Genomic DNA, 19,639 nt, shown 5'->3' on the forward strand with positions numbered 1-19,639 from the left:
CGGCGAAGAAAGAGAAAAGATGCCTCCGGCGGCCGGGGGATGATCCCCCCGGACCCCTGCAAAGGGAAAAGTTGGAATGGGGGACGGGCTCTCGCGGGCAATCCGGTTGGCCTGACAGATCAGACCGAAACGAACTCCACCCGGACGCCGGCTTCGGTGAAATCCACGAGGGCCAGGCTGCCGCCGGGCTGGAGTGCGCCGGGGTTGATCAGCCGCGTGGCGCCGTAGAGGCTGTTCTCGACCGTGTGGGAATGGCCGAAAAAGATCACGTCAAAGCGCCCGGCCAGGGCCTCGGCCAGCCGGGCCGACAGGCCCGGACGCGGCCCCCAGCCATGAAGCGCGGCCACGCGGTAGCCGGCGATGGTCCGCTCGGCCAGCGGTTCCAGCTCCGCTCCCAGGTCATAGCCGTCGCAGTTGCCGGCAACCGACACATGGCCGGGATGCTGGATGAGCTGGCTCCACACGGCAAAGCCGGTGTGGTCGCCGCAGTGGAAAATGAAGTCGGCCGGGGCCAGATAGCGGTCGTAAACGGCCGTGAAAAAGGCGTTCGGGGCGCGCAGGTGGGTGTCGGAGATAACAGCCGCGCGCATGGCTCAGTCCTTGGGGGCGGTGCCGTTTTTGCGGTTCCACCACTGCCGGTCCGGGCCGTTGAACCACCACTCGGCGTGGTCGGTCTCGGCCAGGGTCCGGGCCAGTTCCCGCCCGGCATCGGTGCGAAGCCGGGCCATGGCCGCGTCGATCCAGGCACTGGCGTAGCGGTTGCCCAGGTCCAGTTCTTCTTTCAGGTTGGCGATCAGATCAATCTGGTCGGCGTCCTGGGCCAGCCTGGCTTCCAGACTGGCGGCGTCCTCCAGCTCGTCATGCAGCGGCAAAACAACGGCGGAAAGCCCGGTGCCGGCCACGGCGTCGGCCAGGGCCCGCCTGGAGTCGGCGGTGTTGTAGAGCTTGTTGACGTAGTTGAAATCGCCGGTGCGGGCCTCGTGCAGGTCGTGGAACAGGCACATGGCCATGGTGCGGTAGGGATCGGCCCCGGCCTGCATGGCCAGGGTGAAGCCAATGAGCGCCGTACGAAAGCTGTGCTCGGCCACGTTTTCCGACCCGGAGCCGAGAAACTGGTAGCCGGTGCGCGGGGTCTTGCGCAGCATTCCGGCCTCGAAAACCAGATCGGCCAACCGGGTCAGCCGGTCCCGGTCGCTCATGTCCACCTTGCCCAAATCGTCAGTCGTCATACGTCCATCGCTTTGCGGCCTTGCCAGCCGGCAGTGCCGGTTCCATCCTGCGCGTCCCGGCCGTTCCCGGTCCGTAGCCGACCGGATTGCCAGCCAGCGCCCAAAACCCCTTGAAAAACTTTTCCCTTTGCAGGGGTCCGGGGGATCATCCCCCCGGCCCCCCTGCAAGCTGCCTCCCAACGGCACAACTTGGCGAGTACGGCCACTCCCCCTGCCCCCCCTTGCCTTCCAGGTGGGTTTCCAAAGGGCACTGCCCTTTGGCCGCCGGAGGCCTCTTATGTCTCCTCCCCTACGTCCGGTAATCGGCGTTGATCTTGATATAGTCGTAGGTCAGGTCCGAGGCCAGGAGCAGGTAGCGGCCCGGTCCTCCGCCCAGTTCCACGTCGATGGGGATCTCGCCCCGGCGCATGTGGGGGGCCAACAGTGCGTCGAGGTCGTCGGCCACCGGCATGCCGTTTTCAAAGACCGGCACGCCGCCGATGGTGACGGACACCTCGTCGGGATCAAACACCGCTCCGGACCGGCCCAGGGCGGCCACGATGCGGCCCCAGTTGGCGTCGCGTCCGAAAAAGGCCGTCTTGACCAGCGGTGAATTGCCCACCGCCCGGGCGGCCAGTTCGGCATCGGCGTGGGAGGCTGCGCCCTGGACCTTGATGCGCAGCACCTTGGTGCCGCCTTCGGCGTCCTGGACCAGCATGGCCGCCAACGTCTGGCAGACGTCGGCCATGACGGCGAGCAGGGCCTGCCTGCCCTCGGCCGAGTCGATGACCACTTCGGAGGCGCCGTTGGCCAGGGCCAGGACGCAGTCGTTGGTGGAGGTGTCGCCGTCCACGGTGATGCTGTTGAAGCTGCGGTCGGCGGCGGCGGCCACGGCCTCCTGCCACCACAGCGACCCGACCTTGGCGTCACAGAGCAGCACCCCGATCATGGTGGCCATATTGGGGGCGATCATGCCGGCGCCCTTGGCCATGCCAAGGACGCGCACCTCGCCGGACTCGGTGGTGAGCGTGCCCCAGGCTATCTTGGGGAAGCCGTCGGTGGTCATGATGGCCTTGGCGGCGGCAATGGGCGGCGTCTCGCCAAGGTTGGCGGCCAGGGTCGGCACGGCGGCCTTCCACTTGTCCATTTTAAGCCGCGCCCCGATGACGCCGGTGGAGGCCGGCAGGATTTCGTTTGGCGAAAGGTCGGTGGCCTTGGCCACCAGGGACAGGGTCTCGCGGCAGTCGACGATGCCGGCCGCGCCGGTGCAGGCGTTGGCCTGTCCGGCGTTGATGAGGATGGCCCGGGCATGGCCGCCGGTGGCGGCGATTTGCCCCTTGGCCACGGTGACCGGAGCGGCCTGGAACAGATTTTGGGTAAAAACGCCGGCAGCAGCGGCCGGGCCGTCGCTGACGATCAGGGTCAGGTCATCGCGGCCGGTGGTGTATTTGAACCCGGCGGCGGCGGTGGCAAAGGAAAAGCCCTTGGGCACGGGGATGACGGGGGATTGCATGGCAGCTCCTTGTCTGAGTCATAGCATCGGGGACGGGCCGGCTGCCGTTACGGCATGGCCCGGGCCGCAGGTCCGGTTGGTTTGCGAGACGGCACACCCAGTTCGTCCTGGGTCAGCACGCCGTCGTTGTTGGCGTCATGCCGGCGAAATTCCCGCTCCTGGAAGTTTCGCCATTCCTCCAGGGTGACGCGGCCGTTGTGGTCGGCGTCCATGGCCTGAAAATCGAGGGCCGGTGCGGGCCTTGGCGCGGCGGGCGGGGCCGCGGGCGAGGCCGCAGCCGGAGCCGGTGTCGCAGCCGGCGTCGGGGCCGGTGTCGGGACCGCGGGCCGGGCCGGGGCAGCCAGCGGCCGTTCAGCCAGGGCCGGGGCCGGCCCGGCCGTCCGGGGAGCAGACGATGGTGCGGCCTCGGCCGGATAATCCGGCGACGGATACGACGTCTCAAGCGACCGGGGCGGGCCGGTCGGGCCGGTGGTGGTGCAGGCCGGGCCGAGAAGGGCGGCAACGAGCGCCAGGATGGCTCCTTTTTTTCATGGCTCGCCGCATGGGCCTCACTCCTTGGCCGGTCGCACCGGCCGGCGTATCCCCGGTGCTTTTACGGGAAAACGCGGTTGCTTTCTTTACACCAAACGCACGCGCCCGGCCATACCCGGTCTTGACAGGCCCCCGCCCCTTTGCCAAGCCCCGGACATGCATCTTCCCCGTGCCCTGCTCTTCTGTCTGGTTCTGGCCGCCCTCCCGGTCCCGCTTAAGGCGGCATCCGTCCAGGACCGGCTCTTTGTCGGCACCGAGGCCCTGCTTCGCGGCCGCTACGAACTGGCGAGCCAGACCTTTGCCGAGGCCCTGGCCGCCGATCCGGAAAACCCTTACGCCAGAACCCGTCTGGCCCTGGCCCTGGCCGGTTCCGGGCAGGCCGACCGGGCCAGGGCGGAGCTGGAAAAGTCGCTGGCCGCCCGGTCCGACGATCTTTTCGCCTTGTGGAGCCTTGGCTGCCTGGACCTGCTGGCCGGCCGGCCAACGGCAGCGGCCGGCCGGTTTGCGGCCATGGACAAGGCCGATCCCGGCAATCTGCGAAGCGTCCTTGGCCTGGCGCTGGCCGCCTTGCAGGACGGGCGCACCGCCGAGGGCATCAAACTCCTGGCCAAGGTGCAGCAGGCCGAAGCCGGCGACGCGCTCATCCGCCTGCTCACCGGCTATGCCTACTGGTCCCTGGACGCCCCGGCCAATGCCCGACTGGAGCTTGAGGCCACGCTTGAGCTTGAACCGCGAAATACCGCCGCCCTGGAGCTGCTGGGGCTGGTCTACCGCCGCCAGGGCAAGGCCGATCTGGCGGCCAGCGCCTGGGGCCAGGCCCTGGCCATCGACCCCAAATCGCCCGGAGCGCGCTTTTTCCTGTCGCGTCTGGCCGAAGACGAGGGGCTGGCCGCCACCCTGGCCGACCGGCCGGCCGAGGCCAGACGGGCCTATGAGCGCGCCCTGGCGGCTGATCCGGGCAATGCGGCGGCGGCCAAGGCCCTGGGCCTGGGCGTTCCCCAGCCGACGGCCCCGCCCGCGGCAGCCCGAAGCCCATCCAACCGCCCGGATTCCCCGACCGACGACAACCATCCCGCCCGGTCCGCCGTGGCCAGGGACAAGGGGGAGCCGGGGATGCCGCGCGAGGCCGGGGAGCGGCCGAAAAAAAAGAACGCCAAAGCCCCGGCCGCGCCGGCCGAAGTGCCGACGCCGGGAGAGTGAGGGAAGAGGGAAGAGGGAAGAGAGCCTCCGGCGGCCAAAGGGCAGTGCCCTTTGGAATCCCACCTGAGGTGCATGTGTCCTGACGAGGTGCGCCGTCAAGTCGACGAGCGGAAGTTGCGCAAAAAAGGCGAGAGGGACAGTGGCCGTTGGTGGTTGCGCGTGGCGGAAACCGCCATTGCTCCGGCGGCTGTGGGCCTGCGGCCCCGTCGGGGAAAGGAGGTCGGCGTGTTGACGGGTGTGCCTGATTGCGACAAGCTGTTGATCTCTTGCCAGGATGCTTTTGAAGGAGATTTCGCATGATCCGACTGTTTACGGCCCTGGTTTTCGTCCTGCTGCTGGCCTCCTCGGCCTCGGCCCAGTCCTTTGGCCCGAAAACCTACCCCGACTGCACCATGCTCTACGTCAAGAGGGCTGCTTCGCGGGACGGCAAGATGCTCGTGCGCCGGGCCTGCAAATGCCGCTTCCAGGACCAGAATGATCCGGAATGCAAAGGCTATTCACAAAAGGCCCTGGACTGCATCATCACCAACGTCCTGCCGGTGGAGCACGACGAGGAAGTCTGGGGCGTGGAACGCGCCTGCCGCACCAAGCATCCGGTCCAATAAGCCGAAAGGCCGGCACTCCCGAAAGGGTATCAAAAAACGCCGCCCCGAACCGGGACGGCGTTTTTGTTTTGTGCCGCTGCACTAAAAGCGCGGCATCGCAAAAAGAAAGCGGCTTCAGGTCGCCAACCCCAAGCCGCTTTCCGAAATGTCCTTTTCGGAGGAAGGATATTTTCCATAGAGCAATGGCCGTGCCAATTTCTCGAAATAATATTTTTATCTTATTATTCCAGCCTATTGAAAAATACGATTGGCCCTTGGTCCGGTCCAATCCCGGATTTTCACCCCCGAAACAGTACAAAAGCCTTTACTCGGCCCGGCCAATCCGGACGCCAGGGGCAGTTTTTTGTACCATCCTGGAATTGTTTGATAATACAACATGATTCCAACATGTTGCGGAGCTGGCGCAAAAATGACGCCGCCGGATGGGATGGCTGCATCGACCAGGGCGAGCCGTTCACGGACAAAGGCGGTACAAATCCTTGTCCCCGCCCGCCCGGGCGTGAGGCCGCGCTCAAAAACACAAGAAAGAAAAACCCCTTGCACTGAAACCGACCACCAGGGCCGGACGACAAGGGAGCATGGACGCGACCGCTGCGCGGGAACCAAACGAGGATGCCATGGAATGCAGCCTGACCGTCGAGGGCCTGCCCCCGGCCCGATTCTTCCTGCCCCACACCGCTTCGCCGGCCGGGTCAGGCTCGGCCGTCCCCTGCCGGCGGGGCCAACCCTGCCCGACGGCCCGGAGGGCAGGCGGCTGTCTGCTGCCGGCGGCCATCAAACCCGTGCTGCAAGCCTTTTCCCCGGTCCTCTCCCATGCGCGGGTGCGCCTGACCCTGCGCCGGGGCGGCGAACTGGCGGAAGTGGAGGAAACCGGCCAATGGGCGGCGTTTCGGCTGCTCATCGCGGCCATGCGCGACTCGGGCTGTCCGTTTTTCGGACCCATCCTGCCGGCCGGGACCAGGCTTGTGCCCCAGGGCGATGGATCCAAAACCTTTCGACGCATGGTGCGGGCGCTGACCTTTCCCTGGCCCGAAGCGGCGGGAGGACTGACGGCACTGAGCCTGGCCCGATGCGGCCGGGAGATCGAATCCCACCTGCACGCGGTCCTGGGCGAAGCCCGGCGGCACTGCCGGCAGGATGCGGCCGTAAACGCCGTCATCCTCATGTACAACTGCACCCGGCTGGCCGTGGAAGACGGCGGCGAGGCACAAAGGCCGCAGCCTACTGCGGCATGAGCAGCCGGTTGCGGCGGCGGCGGGTGATTTCCATTTCGGTTTCGAGCATGAGCTTTTGCTGCTTGGCCGCAAAAATCTCCTGGGCATAGGTCACCCCGGCCGTGTGGTCCTCGGCGGCGAGCAGTTCCCGGGCCTTGGCCTCGACGGCGTCCCGCCGCTCGGTCAGCACCACCAACTCGGCGGCAAGTTCGGCCGCCTGCCGCTCGATATCGAGATCATCCTGTTCGGTCATGGTTCCTCCACCACAAGGGTCTTGATATTGGCAAATTCCAGCAATCCGTGGCGGGCCAGTTCCCGGCCGTAGCCCGAACGCTTGACCCCGCCAAAGGGCAGCCGGAAATCGGACCGGGGCACGGCATTGACCGTGGCCATGCCGACTTCGAGCCGCCGGGCCAGGGCCAGGCCCCGGGCGGTATCGGCGGTCCAGACGCTGCCGCCAAGCCCGTAGGGCGAGGCATTGGCCAGGGCCAGGGCGGCTTCGGCATCCTCGGCCGCAACCAGGGCCGCAACCGGCCCGAAAAGCTCTTCGTCAAAGGCCGGCATTCCGGGCCGCACATCGGCCAGCAAGGTCGGCGCATAGAAAAAGCCCGGCCGGTCCAGGCGATGGCCGCCGGCCACGAGCCGCGCCCCGGCTGCCACGGACTGGCGCACCTGCCGGTCGAGATTCTCCAGCAGATCGAGCCGGGCCAGGGGGCCGAGGGTGGCGGCCGGATCAAACGGGTCGCCCGGCCTGTGGGCGGCGAGCATGTCGGCCAGCCGCCGGCCAAAGGCGTCATAGAGCGGGCGCTCGACGATAAACCGCTTGGCCGCGATGCAGGCCTGGCCGCACACCCGCATCCGGGCGGTCTCGGCCGCCACGCAGCAGTCGTCAAGGACCGCATCGGCCAGAACGATAAAGGCGTCGGACCCGCCAAGCTCCATGACCGCCTTTTTGATGTTGGCTCCGGCCAGCGCGCCAATGGCCGCCCCGGCCCGCACCGAGCCGGTCAACGTCACGCCGGCCACGGCCGTGTGGGCCACGGCCGCCGGCACCAGCGCTTCCGGCACACGCACCACCCGGACCAGATCGGCCGGGAACCCGGCCTCGGCAAAAAGCCCTTCCAGGGCCATGGCCGCGCCCATGACATTGGGAGCGGGCTTGACGGCCACGGCATTGCCCACGGCCACCAGCGGCACGGCCGCCCGCATCACCTGCCAGTAGGGAAAATTCCAGGGCATGACGGCCAGGATGACGCCAAGGGGTTCGTAGACCACCATGCGCCGGCCGGTTTCGCTCGGACAGGGTTCATCGGCCAGCCAGCGCGGGGCCATCCGGGCGTAGAAGCGGCAGGCCCGGGCGCAGCGCCGCACCTCGGCCTCGGCCTCGGGCAAAAGCTTGCCCATTTCCAGGGCAGCCAGCCGGGCCAGGGGGTCAACCCGGGCTTCGAACAGATCGGCCAGCCGCAACAGGGCCTGGCAGCGCGCCTCCATCGGCCGTAACCACCAGTCGGCCTTGGCGGCGAGGCCGGCGTCGAGAATGCGCGCCAGCGCAGCAGCGTCATGGGCGGCGTGGGTGGCGATGGGCTGGCCGGTGGCCGGATTGGTGCTGACGAACATGGGTATTTTTTGGGGGGGCGGCCGGTCGCGGCGCGGGACGGAGGTTCTCCGGGCTGGCGGCCGTGGGCGGATGCCAGAGCGGGTCTATAGCCGTTTTACCGGGCCAAGCCAAGACCGCGCGTACGCCCTAGCCGGCAGTGATGCCGCGCACTCCCTGAAAAAGCAGGCTCGCAGCCGTACCTCCAAGGACAAAAAGCACCACCCGGCGAAAGGCTGCCTCGCTGATGCGCCCGCAAAGCCCCAACCCGACGGCGATGCCAAGGCCCAGGGCCGGCAGGGCCACCGCCGCCCGAAGGAGCACCGGCCCGGTCACCAGTCCGGCCAGGAACTGGGAAGCGACCACGCCCAGGCCGGCCAGCAGAAAATAGGAGACCAGCGTGGCCCGCAGGGCGTTTCGGTCCAGACCCAGCCGGCACATCCAGGCCACCACAGGCGGGCCGTTGATGCCGATGGCCCCGCCGGTGACCCCGGCCACAAACCCGGCCAACACGCCAAAGCCGCGCCCGACCGGCGCAGCGCAGCGCACGCCCCGGCATTCGTTGGCCACAAAGGCGAAAATGGCCACAGCCAGCACGGTCTTGAGCCAATCGCCGGACACCACCCGCAGGGCATAGGCGCCAAGCGGCATTCCCGGCAGCGAGGAAACAAGGAGCAGGGCCAGCGGCCCGAACTGAATATGGCCGCGAAGACGCGTCACCATGACGCTGTTCACCGACAGGGACAGAAAAATGCACACCGGCACGGCCAGTTTCAGATCAAACACCAGGGCCAAAATGGGCAGGGCCACCAGGGTCGAACCGAAACCGGCCAACCCCTGGGTGAAGCCTGCGCAAAACGCCCCCAGACACAGGACGCCGATGGTCAAAAGGTCCATGGGTACTCCCAACGCCGCCCCACGCCAGCTCCAGGTTTTGATTGCACGAACATTGTTTCCAAGCCTAATCCGGGCTAAGCTGCGAAGCAAATACAATGCTTGGCACCTGAGGTTCGAAAATTATGCACCTGCTCGACCCCTGGCAGCTCCACACCTTCCTGGCCGCCGCCGCAACCGGGTCCCTGCGCCAGGCCGCCCGGGAGTTGTCCCTGTCGCCCTCGGCCGTGACCGCCCGCATCAAGGCCCTGGAACAGACCGTCGGTGTGCCTCTTTTCCACCGCACCGGCAACCGGGTGACGGTCACCGAACACGGCCGCCGGCTGGCCGGCTACGCCCGGCGGCTGCTCGACCTTGAGGCCGAGGCCCGGCAAAAACTGGCCGACGGCGACGACGACAGCCTGCTTTTGACCGTGCGTCTGTCCGAAAGCCTGGGGCTGGCCCTGCTCCCGGTGGTGCTGCCCATTTTCCGCCGCCGCTTTCCCCTACTGCGCCTGACCCTGGCCACGCGCTCGGACCAGGGGCTTGTCCGCGACCTGCGCCAGGGCACGGTGGACTGCGGCATCGTCCTTGGCCAGCCCTATGTGGCCGAAGGCGTGGCCGCCACGGTGATCCACCGCGAGCCCCTGGTGGCCGTGGTGGCCCCGGGCGACCCCCTGGCCGGGCGCGGCCGCGTCTCCCCGGCCGATCTGCACGGCCGGGAACTGCTTTTCACCCGCCACCTCTGGAGCGCCCGGGAACGCATCGAGCAGACCCTGGTCCGGGCCGGCTCGACCCCGACGGCCATGACCTCGTGCACCAGCCTGGAGCTGCTCCTGCGCTGCGTGGCCGCCGGCCACGGCCTGGCCCTGGCCCCGGCCCTGGCCGTGGCCGACCGGGTCCGGGCCGGACAACTCGTCAGGCTCGTCTGGGACGACGGCAGCCTTGATGCGGCCGTGACGGTCATGGCCCTGGCCGGCCGGCGGCCAGGCGCGGCCGAGGCGTATTTTCTCGGCCTGATCCGGCAGGCCCTTGAGGACGGCGGGCACGGCCAGGAACAGACCGAGGCATTGCGGCCCTGACCCGGGGCCACGAGCCGGAACACGTGCCCCGCCCTCCATCGTCGTGGCATGGTATGGAGCTGGCATTTATAACGCGCTTTTTATTCTTTACGTTTTCAATATAACTTATTTATTGGATAATTTACCAAAGCACAAATTGCCGAAAGAAACCAGTACTGATCGTTTCATCGGCCGCCCCTGACATGAACTACAACAACTGTTACGCTTTGCAGCGGCATTCCATGTCGTCGCTCTAAAACAAATTTCCCACAGGTGCGCGGATACGTAGACCTATTTGCAGCATATCGCTTTTTCAAACAAAATAGACTACTGAATCTTATCCGCTGCATCAAATCATTTTGATCTATTTGAGGGGCTGGTGTATCAGGGAACCGATCACACGGGCTTGATGCAATTCCCAAGGGCATGCCCTTCCGGGAGTATGGCTTCGACTGGCGGGTTTCAAAAACGCCCCCTGTTCCGGCGACGGGAAAATGCGTCGGCAGGATGCGGCCTGCGGCCAAAAAACCGAGGGGCTGCCAGGGATAACCCGCCACGGGCCTGCGTATTTCAAGGTAATTTCGAAGTGAATATTTTTTAACCGCAACACGTCTGTTCCACTCTCGTCTTTTCCGGGAAGACGAAGAAACAAGAAACGCGTGAGGAGCCTGTAATGAAAAGCATACGACTCGCAATGGCGAGCATAATCGGCATTGTTGTCTTGTTGGTTCTGTCAATATTGATATATTTCGTAGCCGCATCAATATACAGTTCGAGCATCGACACCACAAAACATGACATGGAGTTGATGGCCGGCACCCTTTCCAAGACGACGGCTGATTTCGGGGTGCAGCAGATGGAACGGATGCGCGGCATTTCAAAACTTCCCCTTCTGCGCGAGTATCTGCTCTCCGGGGAAAAAGAAGCCGCGGCCAACGACATTCTCCAGGCAATGTCGCTGGCTTCAGCCGATGTAAACTCGTTTTATCTGTTCGACGCGCAGGGTAAGCAAGTCCTTCTGATGGTCCAGGGCAAACCGTCAAAACCCAATGACATTGCCAACCGTGATTACATAAAGGACTCCCTGGCCGGGAAAGAAGGCTACAGTACCGCTCCCACGAAAAGCATCGCCACAGGGAAGTTGATCGTCAGCGTCACTGCCCCGATCTTCGATGCCTCCGGCAAAGTGTTGGGCGGCGTTGGCATGTCCTACGCGCTGGATCGACTGCTGGCCGATTACATTGAGGCGATCCATCTGGGCAAGTCGGGACACCCCTTCATCCTTTCGCCCAAAGGCGTCGTGGTCGGACACCCCGACCGGGACCTGCTGCTCAAGGACATCTCCGGAGATCCGGGCGTCGGGGCCATGCTCAAAACGCCAAAAGGGGAAGGCGTCCTGACGCGCGGCGGCCAGGAAGAGACGATCACCTGGACCCGAGTTCCCGGCTGGGACTGGATCCTGGCTTTTGCCATGGACACGAGCGAGATCGAGTCCCAGGCAAAACAGGAACGCAATTTCATGACCCTGCTTGGCTCCTTCGCCGTCCTGGCCTTGATCGGCGCCTGTCTGGCGGCCCAGGAAAAGATTGTGGTCACTCCCCTCAAACGGCTTGAGGAGTTCGCTTCGGGCGTGGCGGGCGGCGATCTGGACAAATCCCTGGATCTTCGCCTGAGCAACGAGATCGGGAAGCTGGCCGACAGCCTGCGCAGCATGGTCGCGAGCCTCAAGGGCAAGATTGCCGAGGCGGATGCCAAGACCCGGTTGGCCGAAGAGGCCTCGACCCGGGCGGCCCTCGCCGTCCAGGAAGCCGAAAGGGCCCGCAAGGAAGCCGAAAGGGCCCGGACCGAGGGCATGCTTCAGGCCGCCGTCCAGCTTGAAAGCGTGGTCGGGGTGGTCACAACCGCTTCGGAAGAACTCTCCGCCCAGATCGAGCAGTCCAGCCGCGGCTCTGAGGAGCAGTCAAACCGGGTGAGCGAAACCGCCACGGCCATGGAAGAGATGAACGCCACCGTTTTCGAGGTTGCCAAGAACGCCTCGCAAGCGGCTCAAACTGCCGACAACGCCAAACACAAAGCGGAAGAAGGCGCCCAGGTCGTCACCCAGGTGGTCGTGAGCATTGGCCAAGTCCAGACCACGGCGCTTGAACTCAAAACGGATATGACGACGCTTGGCAAACAAGCCGAAGGTATCGGCCAGATCTTAAACGTCATCTCCGACATTGCCGACCAGACGAATCTGCTCGCGCTCAATGCCGCCATCGAAGCGGCCCGGGCCGGCGATGCCGGGCGCGGGTTTGCCGTGGTTGCCGACGAGGTCCGCAAGCTGGCGGAAAAGACCATGACCGCCACCAAGGAAGTGGGCGCCGCCATCCGGGGGATTCAGGAGGGCGCACGCAAAAACATCAGCAATGTCGAAAACGCCGTCCAGAAGATCGACACGGCGACCGGTCTGGCCGGAAAATCCGGAGAGGCCCTCAATGAAATCGTGTCCCTTGTCGATTTGACCACGGATCAGGTCCGCTCCATCGCCACGGCGTCCGAACAGCAATCGTCAGCCAGCGAAGAGATCAACCGGAGCATTGAAGACGTCAGTCGCATTTCCTCCGAGACCTCCGACGCCATGCAACAGTCCGCTCTGGCCGTGGGAGAACTGGCCCATCAGGCCCAGGTGCTCAAAGGATTGATCGACCAGATGAAGGACAGCGGCGGGCCGCGGGCGCTCCTGTAAGGAGCCTGGCGGCGGGCCACAGACACGGTCCGGCCCTGCCCCTGCAATCCCGGCCGCAGGATGCCGCGCCTGCGGCGTCCTGCGGCCGGAGGCGTGAAAACCGGTGAGGCTGACTCCGGGTCCTAATCGGCGCGGTTGCGCCTGGCCGCCCGGCCGGCCAGGAAGCGGGCCATCAGCGGGGCCAGCAGCACCACCAGGAAAAAACGCATGGTCTGCATGGTCATCACACAGGCGAAATCCACCCCGGGCGCGCTGGCGGCAATGACGGCCACCGAATCCATGCCGCCCGGGCTGGCCGCCAGATAGGCGGTCAGCGGGTCCATGCCGGTCAGCCGGGCCAGCAGCCAGGACAATAGCCCGCAAAAGGCAATCAGGGCGAGGATGGAGGCCAGGATGGCCGGCAAGGACCGGGCAGCGTAGGCCGCCACCTGCCGGGTGAAGGTCAGGCCGACCCGCCAGCCGATGCCGGCGTAGGAAACGGCCAGCAGCCAGGGCGGCAGTTCGATTTCGGCGGACCCGGACAGGCGCAGGGCCGCACCGACGAGCATGGGGGCGAGCATGGCCCCGGCCGAAAGGCGCGTGCCCAGGCCCACCACGCCGCCAAGGAGGATCAGGCCGGCAGCCGTGGCCCAGCCAATGCCCGGCGGACCGAACCAGACGGTGGCGGCGTGCAGCGGCGGGACCGCTCCCGCAGGCACGGCCAGATGGGCGATGAGGGTGGCGGCCAGGGCCACGCACAGCACCCGCAGATATTGCATGAAGGCGACCAGCCGGGCATCGGCCCCGCAGGCGTCGGCCATGACCACCATGGCGGCGGCCCCGCCCGGTGAGGTGCCCCAGATGCCGGTGGTGCCGGGCATGACGCCCAGTCGGCAGAGCAGCCAGCCTATGGCGGCGCTGGCCGCGATGCCGGCCAGGATGACCAGGGAAAAGAGATGCCAGCTGGCGGCCAGGGTCGGCAGCACGGCCGGGGTGGCGGCCCGGGCGATGAGACAGCCGATGACGGCCTGGGCCAGGATGTAGGGCGTGCGGCCGAGTTGGATGGAGCCGCCGCCAAGGGCCAGGGCGATGCCGGCCAGCATGGGGCCAAGGAGCAGGGCCGCCGGCAGTTCGAGGGCCGACAACCCGGCCGTGGCAGCCAGGGTCAGGGCCAGCAGCAAAAGCCACTGGCCGGCGCGGCCCGGCCGGCGGCCGGCAGACGGCTCCGGCCGCTCAGGAACGGCAGCCATGGCGCGCTACAGGCTCGGCCCCGAAACCCATTGGGGATTTCGGGGCCGCCCAGGAGACAAGAGTAATTCAACGGACATGGGGCCCTGCCTCAAACGGTCTTGCCGACATGCGCCGGCCGCCTTCATGCATGCAGTCCCCAGGCTGTATTCCAAATAATATCATCTACTTGGCCGCCAACAAACAGCATCCGCCCGCTTCGCAGCGTTCCCCCTTGCAGGGGTCCTGGGGGATCATCCCCCCGGCCGCCGGAGTGGGCGGTGGTTCCCGTCAAGCTCAAAAAGCAACTTTTGCGTCTCGACTTGGGAACGCACCCGGTCCAATCAAACGAACCCCAGGTGGGTTTCCAAAGGGCACTGCCCTTTGGCCGCCGGAGGCACTCTTTCTCTTTTCTCACTCCAGCCCGGCCGCCGGAGGCCTCTTCGCCTTCCTTCTCCCCCTACCGCACCATGCGGCCGATGCGGCTGAAGCGGATGTCGCTCGGGCCGTCCCAGGACCAGTAGATGACCCAGGCCTTGCCGCGGATTTTTTCCTTGTCCACGAAGCCCCAGAACCGGGAGTCGTAGGACTCGTCGCGGTTGTCGCCCATGGCGAAATACTTGCCGGCCGGCACGGTGATGGGGCCGAAGTTGTCCCGGCGCGCCTGCATTCCGGGATCGGTGTGCTTGATGTAGGGTTCGACGAGTTGTTCGCCGTTGCGATAGAGCACCTTGTCCTTCATCTCCACCACATCGCCGGGCACGCCGATGATGCGCTTGATGAAGTCCTTGGTGGTGTCCTCGGGAAACTCGAACACGATGACGTCGCCGCGCTGGGGGTCCTCGATGGGCATCACGACCTTGTCGGTGAACGGAATGCGCGTGCCGTAGAGGAATTTATTGACGAGCAGGTGGTCGCCAATGAGCAGCGTGTCCAGCATGGAGCCGGAGGGAATCTTGAAGGCCTGAACCACGAAGGTGCGGATGACAAAGGCCAGAACAAGGGCAACAGCCAGGGCTTCCAAATATTCCAAGAGCATTTTTTGCCATCTCGGATTCATCGTCGCAGTTCCTTGTTGATGTTTGGAAAAAAGCGGCCGGGGCACGGCGGGGCCGTGCCGTATGGCGGTGTGGGCGGGCCTAGTCTTCGGTGGCCTTGAGCGCGGCCAGAAAGGCTTCCTGGGGCAGTTCGACGTTGCCCATGCGCTTCATCCGCTTTTTGCCTTCCTTCTGTTTTTCCAGAAGTTTGCGCTTGCGGGTGATGTCGCCGCCGTAGCATTTGGCAATGACGTTCTTGCCAATGGGGGAGTTGCGTTCCCGGGCGATGACCTTGGTGCCGATGGCGGCCTGAATGATGACCTCAAAGAGTTGGCGCGGGATGACGCGCTTGAGTTTGAGCGCCAGGGCGCGGCCGAACTTGTAGGAATTCTCCCGGTGGACGATGACGGCTAGGGCGTCCACGGGGTCGCCGTTTATGAGAATGTCGAGCTTGACCAGATCGGAGGCCCGGTAGTCGATGACCTCGTAATCCAGGGAGGCATAGCCCCTTGTTGAGGATTTGAGGCGGTCGAAGAAGTCGTAGACGATCTCGGCAAAGGGCAGTTCGTAGGTGATGACCACCCGGGTGGCGGTCAGGTAGCGCACGTCCTTCTGAATGCCGCGTTTTTCCTCGCACAGCTTAAACACTGCGCCCACGTATTCGTTGGGGGTGTGGATCTCCAGCCGGGCGAACGGCTCGAACAGGGCGGCGATTTCCTGGGTCTTGGGCAGCTTGCTCGGATTGTCCACCGGGATGACGTCCCCGGCCGTGGTCTCAACCTTATAAATGACCGAGGGGGCGGTGGCGATGAGGCTGGCCCCGAACTCGCGTTCCAGGCGCTCCTGGATGATCTCCATGTGGAGCAGGCCGAGAAAGCCGCAACGGAAGCCAAAGCCGAGTGCTTGCGAGGTTTCCGGCTCGTAGGTGAAGGCCGCATCATTTAACTGCAGCTTTTCCAGGGCGGTCTTTAAGATCTCGTATTCGGCGGCGTCCACCGGATAGAGACCACAAAAGACCATGGGTTTGACTTCTTTGAAACCCGGCAACGGCTCGGTGGCCGGATTGTCGACCGAGGTCACGGTATCGCCCACCCGGGCTTCGGTCAGGGTCTTGATGTTGGCGCAGAAAAATCCGGCCTCGCCCGGCCCGAAGGAGGGGAAATCCTTGGGTCCCGGAGAGAATGCGCCCAGGCGGATCACTTCGAATTCCGCGTTGTTGTACATCATGCGGATGCGCTGGCCATGGGTGATCGTGCCGTCCATGACCCGAAAAAGCACCACCACGCCCTGGTAGGAGTCGTACCAGGAATCGACGATGAGCATCCGCAGCGGATCTTCGGCCTTGCCGGCCGGGGACGGAATCTTGGCGATGATCTGCTCAAGCACGGCCGCGACATTGACCCCGGTCTTGGCCGACACGGACACGGCGTCGCCGCAGGGCAGCCCGATGGCTTCCTCGATGTCCTTTTTGACGGCTTCGGGATCGGCGCTTGGCAGGTCGATCTTATTGAGGACCGGGATGATTTCCAGGTCGTTGTCCAGGGCCAAAAAGACGTTGGCCAACGTCTGGGCCTCGACGCCCTGGGTGGCGTCGACCACCAAAAGCGCCCCTTCGCAGGCAGCCAGGCTGCGGGAGACCTCGTAGGAAAAATCGACGTGCCCGGGGGTGTCGATGAGATTTAAGATGTAATCCTTGCCGTCGGCCGCCTTGTACGGGATACGGACGGTCTGGGCCTTGATGGTGATGCCGCGTTCGCGTTCGAGGTCCATGCGGTCGAGGTATTGCTCGCGCATGTCCCGGGCATTGATCAGGCCGGTGATTTCAAGGATGCGATCGGCCAGGGTGGATTTCCCGTGGTCGATATGGGCAATGATGCTGAAATTTCTGATGCGGGACGTGTCCATGTGTGGGGATGCCTTTGGCGAAGCGCGCGTTGGATCGAAACGCCTCTTAATGGAAGGCGTGTCCAAGGTCAATGCAGGCGGCGTCGAGGGGTGTCCGGGGACAAAAAATCCGCCCGCCGACGGATCGCCATGGGACATTTCTGTGGGCTTTGACACATTTTTCACTTGGTATTCCCCAAGCCCTGGTGTATGTGATTACCCACTCATGGGGACAACCGGTTCCGGAAAATTCCCGGCCCCCGGACGAAACGCGGAAACTTTAACAAAATCACCGGTAGGAGGCTTACATGTCTAAATTGGTTCCGCCGCATGGAGGCAAAGGCCTGGTCATCCGTCTGCTCGAAGGCGCTGCCAAGGAAGCCGAGCTGAAGAAGGCCGCCGGCCTTAAGAAAGTGCAGATCACCGCTCAGGAAAAGGGCGACCTTATCATGATCGGCATCGGCGGTTTCTCGCCCCTGGACGGTTTCATGACCAAGGCCGACTGGAAGAGCTCCGTTGAGAAGATGATGCTGGCCGACGGCACCTTCTGGCCGGTTCCCGTCGTCCTGGCGGTCACCAAAGACGAAGCCGCCGGCATCAAAGAGGGCGAGGAAATCACCCTCGAGCGCAACGGCGAAATCTACGCCACCATGAAGGTCACCGAGAAGTACGAGCTGACCGAAGCCGACAAGAAGTGGGAATCCGAGCTGGTCTACAAGGGCGCCGGCGACGACTCTGCCGACGACAAGTTCTGGAAGATCGCTCTTGACGACCATCCGGGCGTCAAGATGGTCATGGAGCGCAAGGAAGTCTGCCTGGCCGGTCCGGTCAACGTCCTGTCCGAGGGCGAGTACCCGACCAAGTACAAGGGCGTCTACCTGCGTCCGGCCGAAACCCGCGCCATGTTCGACGAGCGCGGCTGGGGCACCGTCGCCGCTTTGCAGCTGCGCAACCCCATGCACCGTTCGCACGAGTACCTGTGCAAGATCGCCATCGAAGTGTGCGACGGCGTCATCATCCACTCGCTGATCGGCAACCTGAAGCCCGGCGACATCCCGGCCGAAGTCCGCGTGAAGTGCATTGACACCCTGTGCAAGTACTACTTCGTGGAGAAGAACGTCATTCAGGGCGGCTACCCCCTGGATATGCGTTACGCCGGTCCCCGCGAAGGCCTGCTCCACGCCACCTTCCGCCAGAACTACGGCGTCAACAAGATGATCATCGGCCGTGACCATGCCGGCGTCGGCGACTTCTACGGCATGTTCGAGGCTCAGGAAATCTTCGATCGCATCCCCTACGCCACCACCAAGGCCCCCAAGGCCGGCCAGGCGCTTCTGTGCGAGCCGCTCAAGATCGACTGGACCTTCTACTGCTACAAGTGCGACGGCATGGCTTCGCTGCGCACCTGCCCGCACACCAAGGAAGACCGCGTCATCCTGTCCGGCACCAAGCTGCGCAAGATGCTGTCCGAGGGCGGCGAGATCCCGGACCACTTCGGCCGCGAAGAAGTCCTGGTCATCCTGCGCGCCTACTACGAAGGCCTGACCGAGAAAGTCGAGATCAAGATGCACGGCGCTGCTTCCGGCGACTCCGCCAAATAAGTAGTCCGCGCAATCGCTTTGATTGCCAAACGGGGGACGCGCAAGCGTCCCCCGTTTTCTTTGTGCCTCGGACCGGGCCGTCGCCAGGGCCTGACGCCCCTGCGGCCGGCCGGCTGCCGAACACGGCAATGCCCAGCCCGGCACGCGCCCTGTCTCCCCTTTTCCGGCAATGGCCCTCCCGGGCCGCCAGCGTGAACATCGGATTTCCGATTTCAATTTGACTCTTCTGATCAGACATCCTATCCAACGGTGCAGTCCTTGGCGCGTCCGCCACAGACCGAACGTCCCGGGCGATCCGAACGACAGCTCTCCAAGGAGCGTACCTTCCCCAAGGCTGCCCATGAAAAAAATAGGTCTTGTCCTTCTCGCACTCCTTGGTGCGGCCTGCTTGTACTACATTGCGCCCATCCTCATCCTGGTGTCCATTGGGCTCATGCATTTCGCTCACAATGCGCCTGACGACGCAAGGGTCGACGAATATCTGCAACGCGATCTCAAAGAATACTGCGAGAGCAGGATGGGCCGGCCGGTCGCGGTCCACTACGCCTTCCTGCGGGAAGGCCCGACGCAAAGCGGCATTGCCTACCCCAAATACTACGTCTGGGTCGAAATCGTAAGCAACGGGAAACGGATCGGACAAGGTGCGGTACGGGTGGCGGCAATCAAGCAGGAGCGGTTTGCAGTCACGGATTACTTCGATCAGGAGACGATCCGGCGAAGCCCGGAAGCCTTGGACCGCGTCTTCCCCCATTCGGTCGCCGAGGCTGCCAGGGCCAGGGCAGGCCCGGGCCGACACCTCCCCGCCGCCGCATTTTGACGCCGCCGTCGCCCCCGCCCCTTGCCGCAGACGGCCGATCCCTGTACGCTTGCGGCCATGGAGTCCTTCCTCGCCGACCTGCACATCCACTCCCGCCATTCCAGGGCCACCAGCAAAGGCCTCACCCCCCGCCATCTGGCGGCCTGGGCTGCAATAAAAGGCATTTCCGTCGTCGCCACCGGCGACTTCACCCACCCCGGCTGGATGGCCGAACTCAAAGACGCCCTGGTCCCGGACGACACGGGCCTGCTGCGTCTGGCCGATCCGGCCGGACTTGGCGCGGAAATCCCCTGGCTGCCCGAGGCCCGGCCGACCGGGCAGGCGCGGTTCATGCTCTCGGCCGAAATAAGCTCCATCTACAAGCGCGGCGGCAAGGTCCGAAAGGTCCACAACCTGCTCTACGCCCCGAGCTTCGAGGCGGCCGAACGCTTAAACGCCAAGCTGGCCAAGATCGGCAACCTGACCGCCGACGGCCGGCCGATCCTCGGCCTTGACAGCCGCCATCTCCTGGAACTGACCCTTGAGACCGATCCCCTGTGCTTCCTCGTGCCGGCCCATATCTGGACG

Annotated in this window: 17 protein-coding genes and 1 pseudogene; 8 read left to right on the forward strand and 10 right to left on the reverse strand. The window is 64.8% G+C overall.

All coding sequences use genetic code 11. The features are described 5' to 3' along the window. Positions 1-119 precede the first annotated feature (119 nt). From DVDV_RS16700 to DVDV_RS23945, 4 genes are all read right to left on the reverse strand, one after another. Complete coding sequence (locus tag DVDV_RS16700) at positions 120-590, reverse strand: metallophosphoesterase (RefSeq protein ID WP_075355762.1); 471 nt, start codon at positions 588-590, stop codon at positions 120-122. Between the two features lie 3 nt (positions 591-593). After that, positions 594-1,229: an HD domain-containing protein gene (locus DVDV_RS16705; RefSeq protein WP_075355763.1), complete on the reverse strand. Its 636-nt coding sequence runs from the start codon at positions 1,227-1,229 to the stop codon at positions 594-596. A 289-nt stretch (positions 1,230-1,518) separates the two neighbouring features. Further along, positions 1,519-2,721 (reverse strand): bifunctional glutamate N-acetyltransferase/amino-acid acetyltransferase ArgJ, encoded by a 1,203-nt coding sequence (gene argJ / locus DVDV_RS16710; protein WP_075355764.1) that lies wholly within the window; start codon positions 2,719-2,721, stop codon positions 1,519-1,521. A gap of 47 nt (positions 2,722-2,768) precedes the next feature. Beyond that, the gene (locus DVDV_RS23945) at positions 2,769-3,236 is read right to left on the reverse strand and encodes an EF-hand domain-containing protein (protein ID WP_075355765.1); all 468 of its coding nucleotides are present in this window, start codon (positions 3,234-3,236) and stop codon (positions 2,769-2,771) included. A 172-nt stretch (positions 3,237-3,408) separates the two neighbouring features. On the opposite strand from DVDV_RS23945, the gene DVDV_RS16720 reads away from it, so the two are divergent. The 3 genes from DVDV_RS16720 (at position 3,409) to DVDV_RS16730 (ending at position 6,292) form a co-directional block, all read left to right on the forward strand. Then, entirely contained in the window at positions 3,409-4,452 is a 1,044-nt protein-coding gene (locus tag DVDV_RS16720) for a lipopolysaccharide assembly protein LapB (protein ID WP_083634809.1), read from the forward strand. A gap of 296 nt (positions 4,453-4,748) precedes the next feature. Next, positions 4,749-5,057, forward strand: coding sequence for a hypothetical protein (locus tag DVDV_RS16725; protein WP_075355766.1), 309 nt, complete (start codon positions 4,749-4,751; stop codon positions 5,055-5,057). 578 nt (positions 5,058-5,635) lie between these two features. Continuing rightward, a complete protein-coding gene (locus DVDV_RS16730; protein WP_075355767.1) occupies positions 5,636-6,292 on the forward strand; it encodes a hypothetical protein in 657 nt (218 codons plus the stop codon). Here DVDV_RS16730 and DVDV_RS16735 read toward each other — a convergent pair. The 3 genes from DVDV_RS16735 to DVDV_RS16745 all read right to left on the reverse strand — a co-directional run bounded on the left by DVDV_RS16735 (position 6,279) and on the right by DVDV_RS16745 (position 8,762). Further along, positions 6,279-6,524, reverse strand: a complete 246-nt coding sequence (locus tag DVDV_RS16735) for a hypothetical protein (RefSeq protein ID WP_075355768.1) — start codon at positions 6,522-6,524, stop codon at positions 6,279-6,281. The genes DVDV_RS16730 and DVDV_RS16735 overlap by 14 nt on opposite strands. Continuing rightward, positions 6,521-7,888 (reverse strand): aldehyde dehydrogenase family protein, encoded by a 1,368-nt coding sequence (locus DVDV_RS16740; RefSeq protein ID WP_075355769.1) that lies wholly within the window; start codon positions 7,886-7,888, stop codon positions 6,521-6,523. Before DVDV_RS16740 ends, DVDV_RS16735 begins: the two co-directional genes overlap by 4 nt. A 127-nt stretch (positions 7,889-8,015) precedes the next feature. Further along, positions 8,016-8,762, reverse strand: coding sequence for a sulfite exporter TauE/SafE family protein (locus DVDV_RS16745; RefSeq protein WP_075355770.1), 747 nt, complete (start codon positions 8,760-8,762; stop codon positions 8,016-8,018). Positions 8,763-8,884: 122 nt separating this feature from the next. Between DVDV_RS16745 and DVDV_RS16750 the strand changes: the two genes are divergently transcribed. Both DVDV_RS16750 and DVDV_RS16755 read left to right on the forward strand, forming a co-directional pair. After that, complete coding sequence (locus tag DVDV_RS16750; protein WP_083634810.1) at positions 8,885-9,820, forward strand: LysR family transcriptional regulator; 936 nt, start codon at positions 8,885-8,887, stop codon at positions 9,818-9,820. Positions 9,821-10,493: 673 nt separating this feature from the next. Continuing rightward, entirely contained in the window at positions 10,494-12,527 is a 2,034-nt protein-coding gene (locus tag DVDV_RS16755) for a methyl-accepting chemotaxis protein (RefSeq protein WP_083634811.1), read from the forward strand. Positions 12,528-12,649: 122 nt separating this feature from the next. On the opposite strand, the gene DVDV_RS16760 is transcribed toward DVDV_RS16755, so the two are convergent. From DVDV_RS16760 to lepA, 3 genes are all read right to left on the reverse strand, one after another. Further along, the gene (locus DVDV_RS16760) at positions 12,650-13,756 is read right to left on the reverse strand and encodes an AbrB family transcriptional regulator (protein ID WP_075355772.1); all 1,107 of its coding nucleotides are present in this window, start codon (positions 13,754-13,756) and stop codon (positions 12,650-12,652) included. 437 nt (positions 13,757-14,193) lie between these two features. Next, positions 14,194-14,793 carry a signal peptidase I gene (lepB, locus tag DVDV_RS16765; RefSeq protein WP_075355773.1) on the reverse strand — a complete coding sequence of 200 codons (600 nt, stop codon included), beginning with the start codon at positions 14,791-14,793 and terminating at the stop codon, positions 14,194-14,196. Between the two features lie 79 nt (positions 14,794-14,872). Next, positions 14,873-16,675: a translation elongation factor 4 gene (gene lepA, locus DVDV_RS16770; protein ID WP_075355774.1), complete on the reverse strand. Its 1,803-nt coding sequence runs from the start codon at positions 16,673-16,675 to the stop codon at positions 14,873-14,875. Positions 16,676-16,962: 287 nt separating this feature from the next. On the opposite strand from lepA, the gene sat reads away from it, so the two are divergent. From sat to DVDV_RS16785, 3 genes and pseudogenes are all read left to right on the forward strand, one after another. Continuing rightward, positions 16,963-18,255, forward strand: coding sequence for a sulfate adenylyltransferase (gene sat, locus DVDV_RS16775; RefSeq protein WP_075355775.1), 1,293 nt, complete (start codon positions 16,963-16,965; stop codon positions 18,253-18,255). Between the two features lie 340 nt (positions 18,256-18,595). Continuing rightward, positions 18,596-19,072 carry a hypothetical protein gene (locus DVDV_RS16780; protein ID WP_075355776.1) on the forward strand — a complete coding sequence of 159 codons (477 nt, stop codon included), beginning with the start codon at positions 18,596-18,598 and terminating at the stop codon, positions 19,070-19,072. Positions 19,073-19,129: 57 nt separating this feature from the next. Beyond that, positions 19,130-19,639: pseudogene (locus DVDV_RS16785) on the forward strand (endonuclease Q family protein); the annotation flags it as partial.

Source organism: Desulfovibrio sp. DV (assembly GCF_001936595.1).
In the GTDB taxonomy this organism is placed as follows: Bacteria; Desulfobacterota; Desulfovibrionia; order Desulfovibrionales; family Desulfovibrionaceae; genus Solidesulfovibrio.

Coding starts and splice junctions, on each gene's coding strand:
- DVDV_RS16700 (WP_075355762.1), bottom strand. CDS start 590: ATGCGCGCGGCTGTTATCTCCGACACCCACCTGCGCGCCCCGAACGCC.
- DVDV_RS16705 (WP_075355763.1), bottom strand. CDS start 1,229: ATGACGACTGACGATTTGGGCAAGGTGGACATGAGCGACCGGGACCGG.
- argJ (WP_075355764.1), bottom strand. CDS start 2,721: ATGCAATCCCCCGTCATCCCCGTGCCCAAGGGCTTTTCCTTTGCCACC.
- DVDV_RS16720 (WP_083634809.1), top strand. CDS start 3,409: ATGCATCTTCCCCGTGCCCTGCTCTTCTGTCTGGTTCTGGCCGCCCTC.
- DVDV_RS16725 (WP_075355766.1), top strand. CDS start 4,749: ATGATCCGACTGTTTACGGCCCTGGTTTTCGTCCTGCTGCTGGCCTCC.
- DVDV_RS16730 (WP_075355767.1), top strand. CDS start 5,636: ATGGACGCGACCGCTGCGCGGGAACCAAACGAGGATGCCATGGAATGC.
- DVDV_RS16735 (WP_075355768.1), bottom strand. CDS start 6,524: ATGACCGAACAGGATGATCTCGATATCGAGCGGCAGGCGGCCGAACTT.
- DVDV_RS16740 (WP_075355769.1), bottom strand. CDS start 7,888: ATGTTCGTCAGCACCAATCCGGCCACCGGCCAGCCCATCGCCACCCAC.
- DVDV_RS16745 (WP_075355770.1), bottom strand. CDS start 8,762: ATGGACCTTTTGACCATCGGCGTCCTGTGTCTGGGGGCGTTTTGCGCA.
- DVDV_RS16750 (WP_083634810.1), top strand. CDS start 8,885: ATGCACCTGCTCGACCCCTGGCAGCTCCACACCTTCCTGGCCGCCGCC.
- DVDV_RS16755 (WP_083634811.1), top strand. CDS start 10,494: ATGGCGAGCATAATCGGCATTGTTGTCTTGTTGGTTCTGTCAATATTG.
- DVDV_RS16760 (WP_075355772.1), bottom strand. CDS start 13,756: ATGGCTGCCGTTCCTGAGCGGCCGGAGCCGTCTGCCGGCCGCCGGCCG.
- lepB (WP_075355773.1), bottom strand. CDS start 14,793: ATGAATCCGAGATGGCAAAAAATGCTCTTGGAATATTTGGAAGCCCTG.
- lepA (WP_075355774.1), bottom strand. CDS start 16,675: ATGGACACGTCCCGCATCAGAAATTTCAGCATCATTGCCCATATCGAC.
- sat (WP_075355775.1), top strand. CDS start 16,963: ATGTCTAAATTGGTTCCGCCGCATGGAGGCAAAGGCCTGGTCATCCGT.
- DVDV_RS16780 (WP_075355776.1), top strand. CDS start 18,596: ATGAAAAAAATAGGTCTTGTCCTTCTCGCACTCCTTGGTGCGGCCTGC.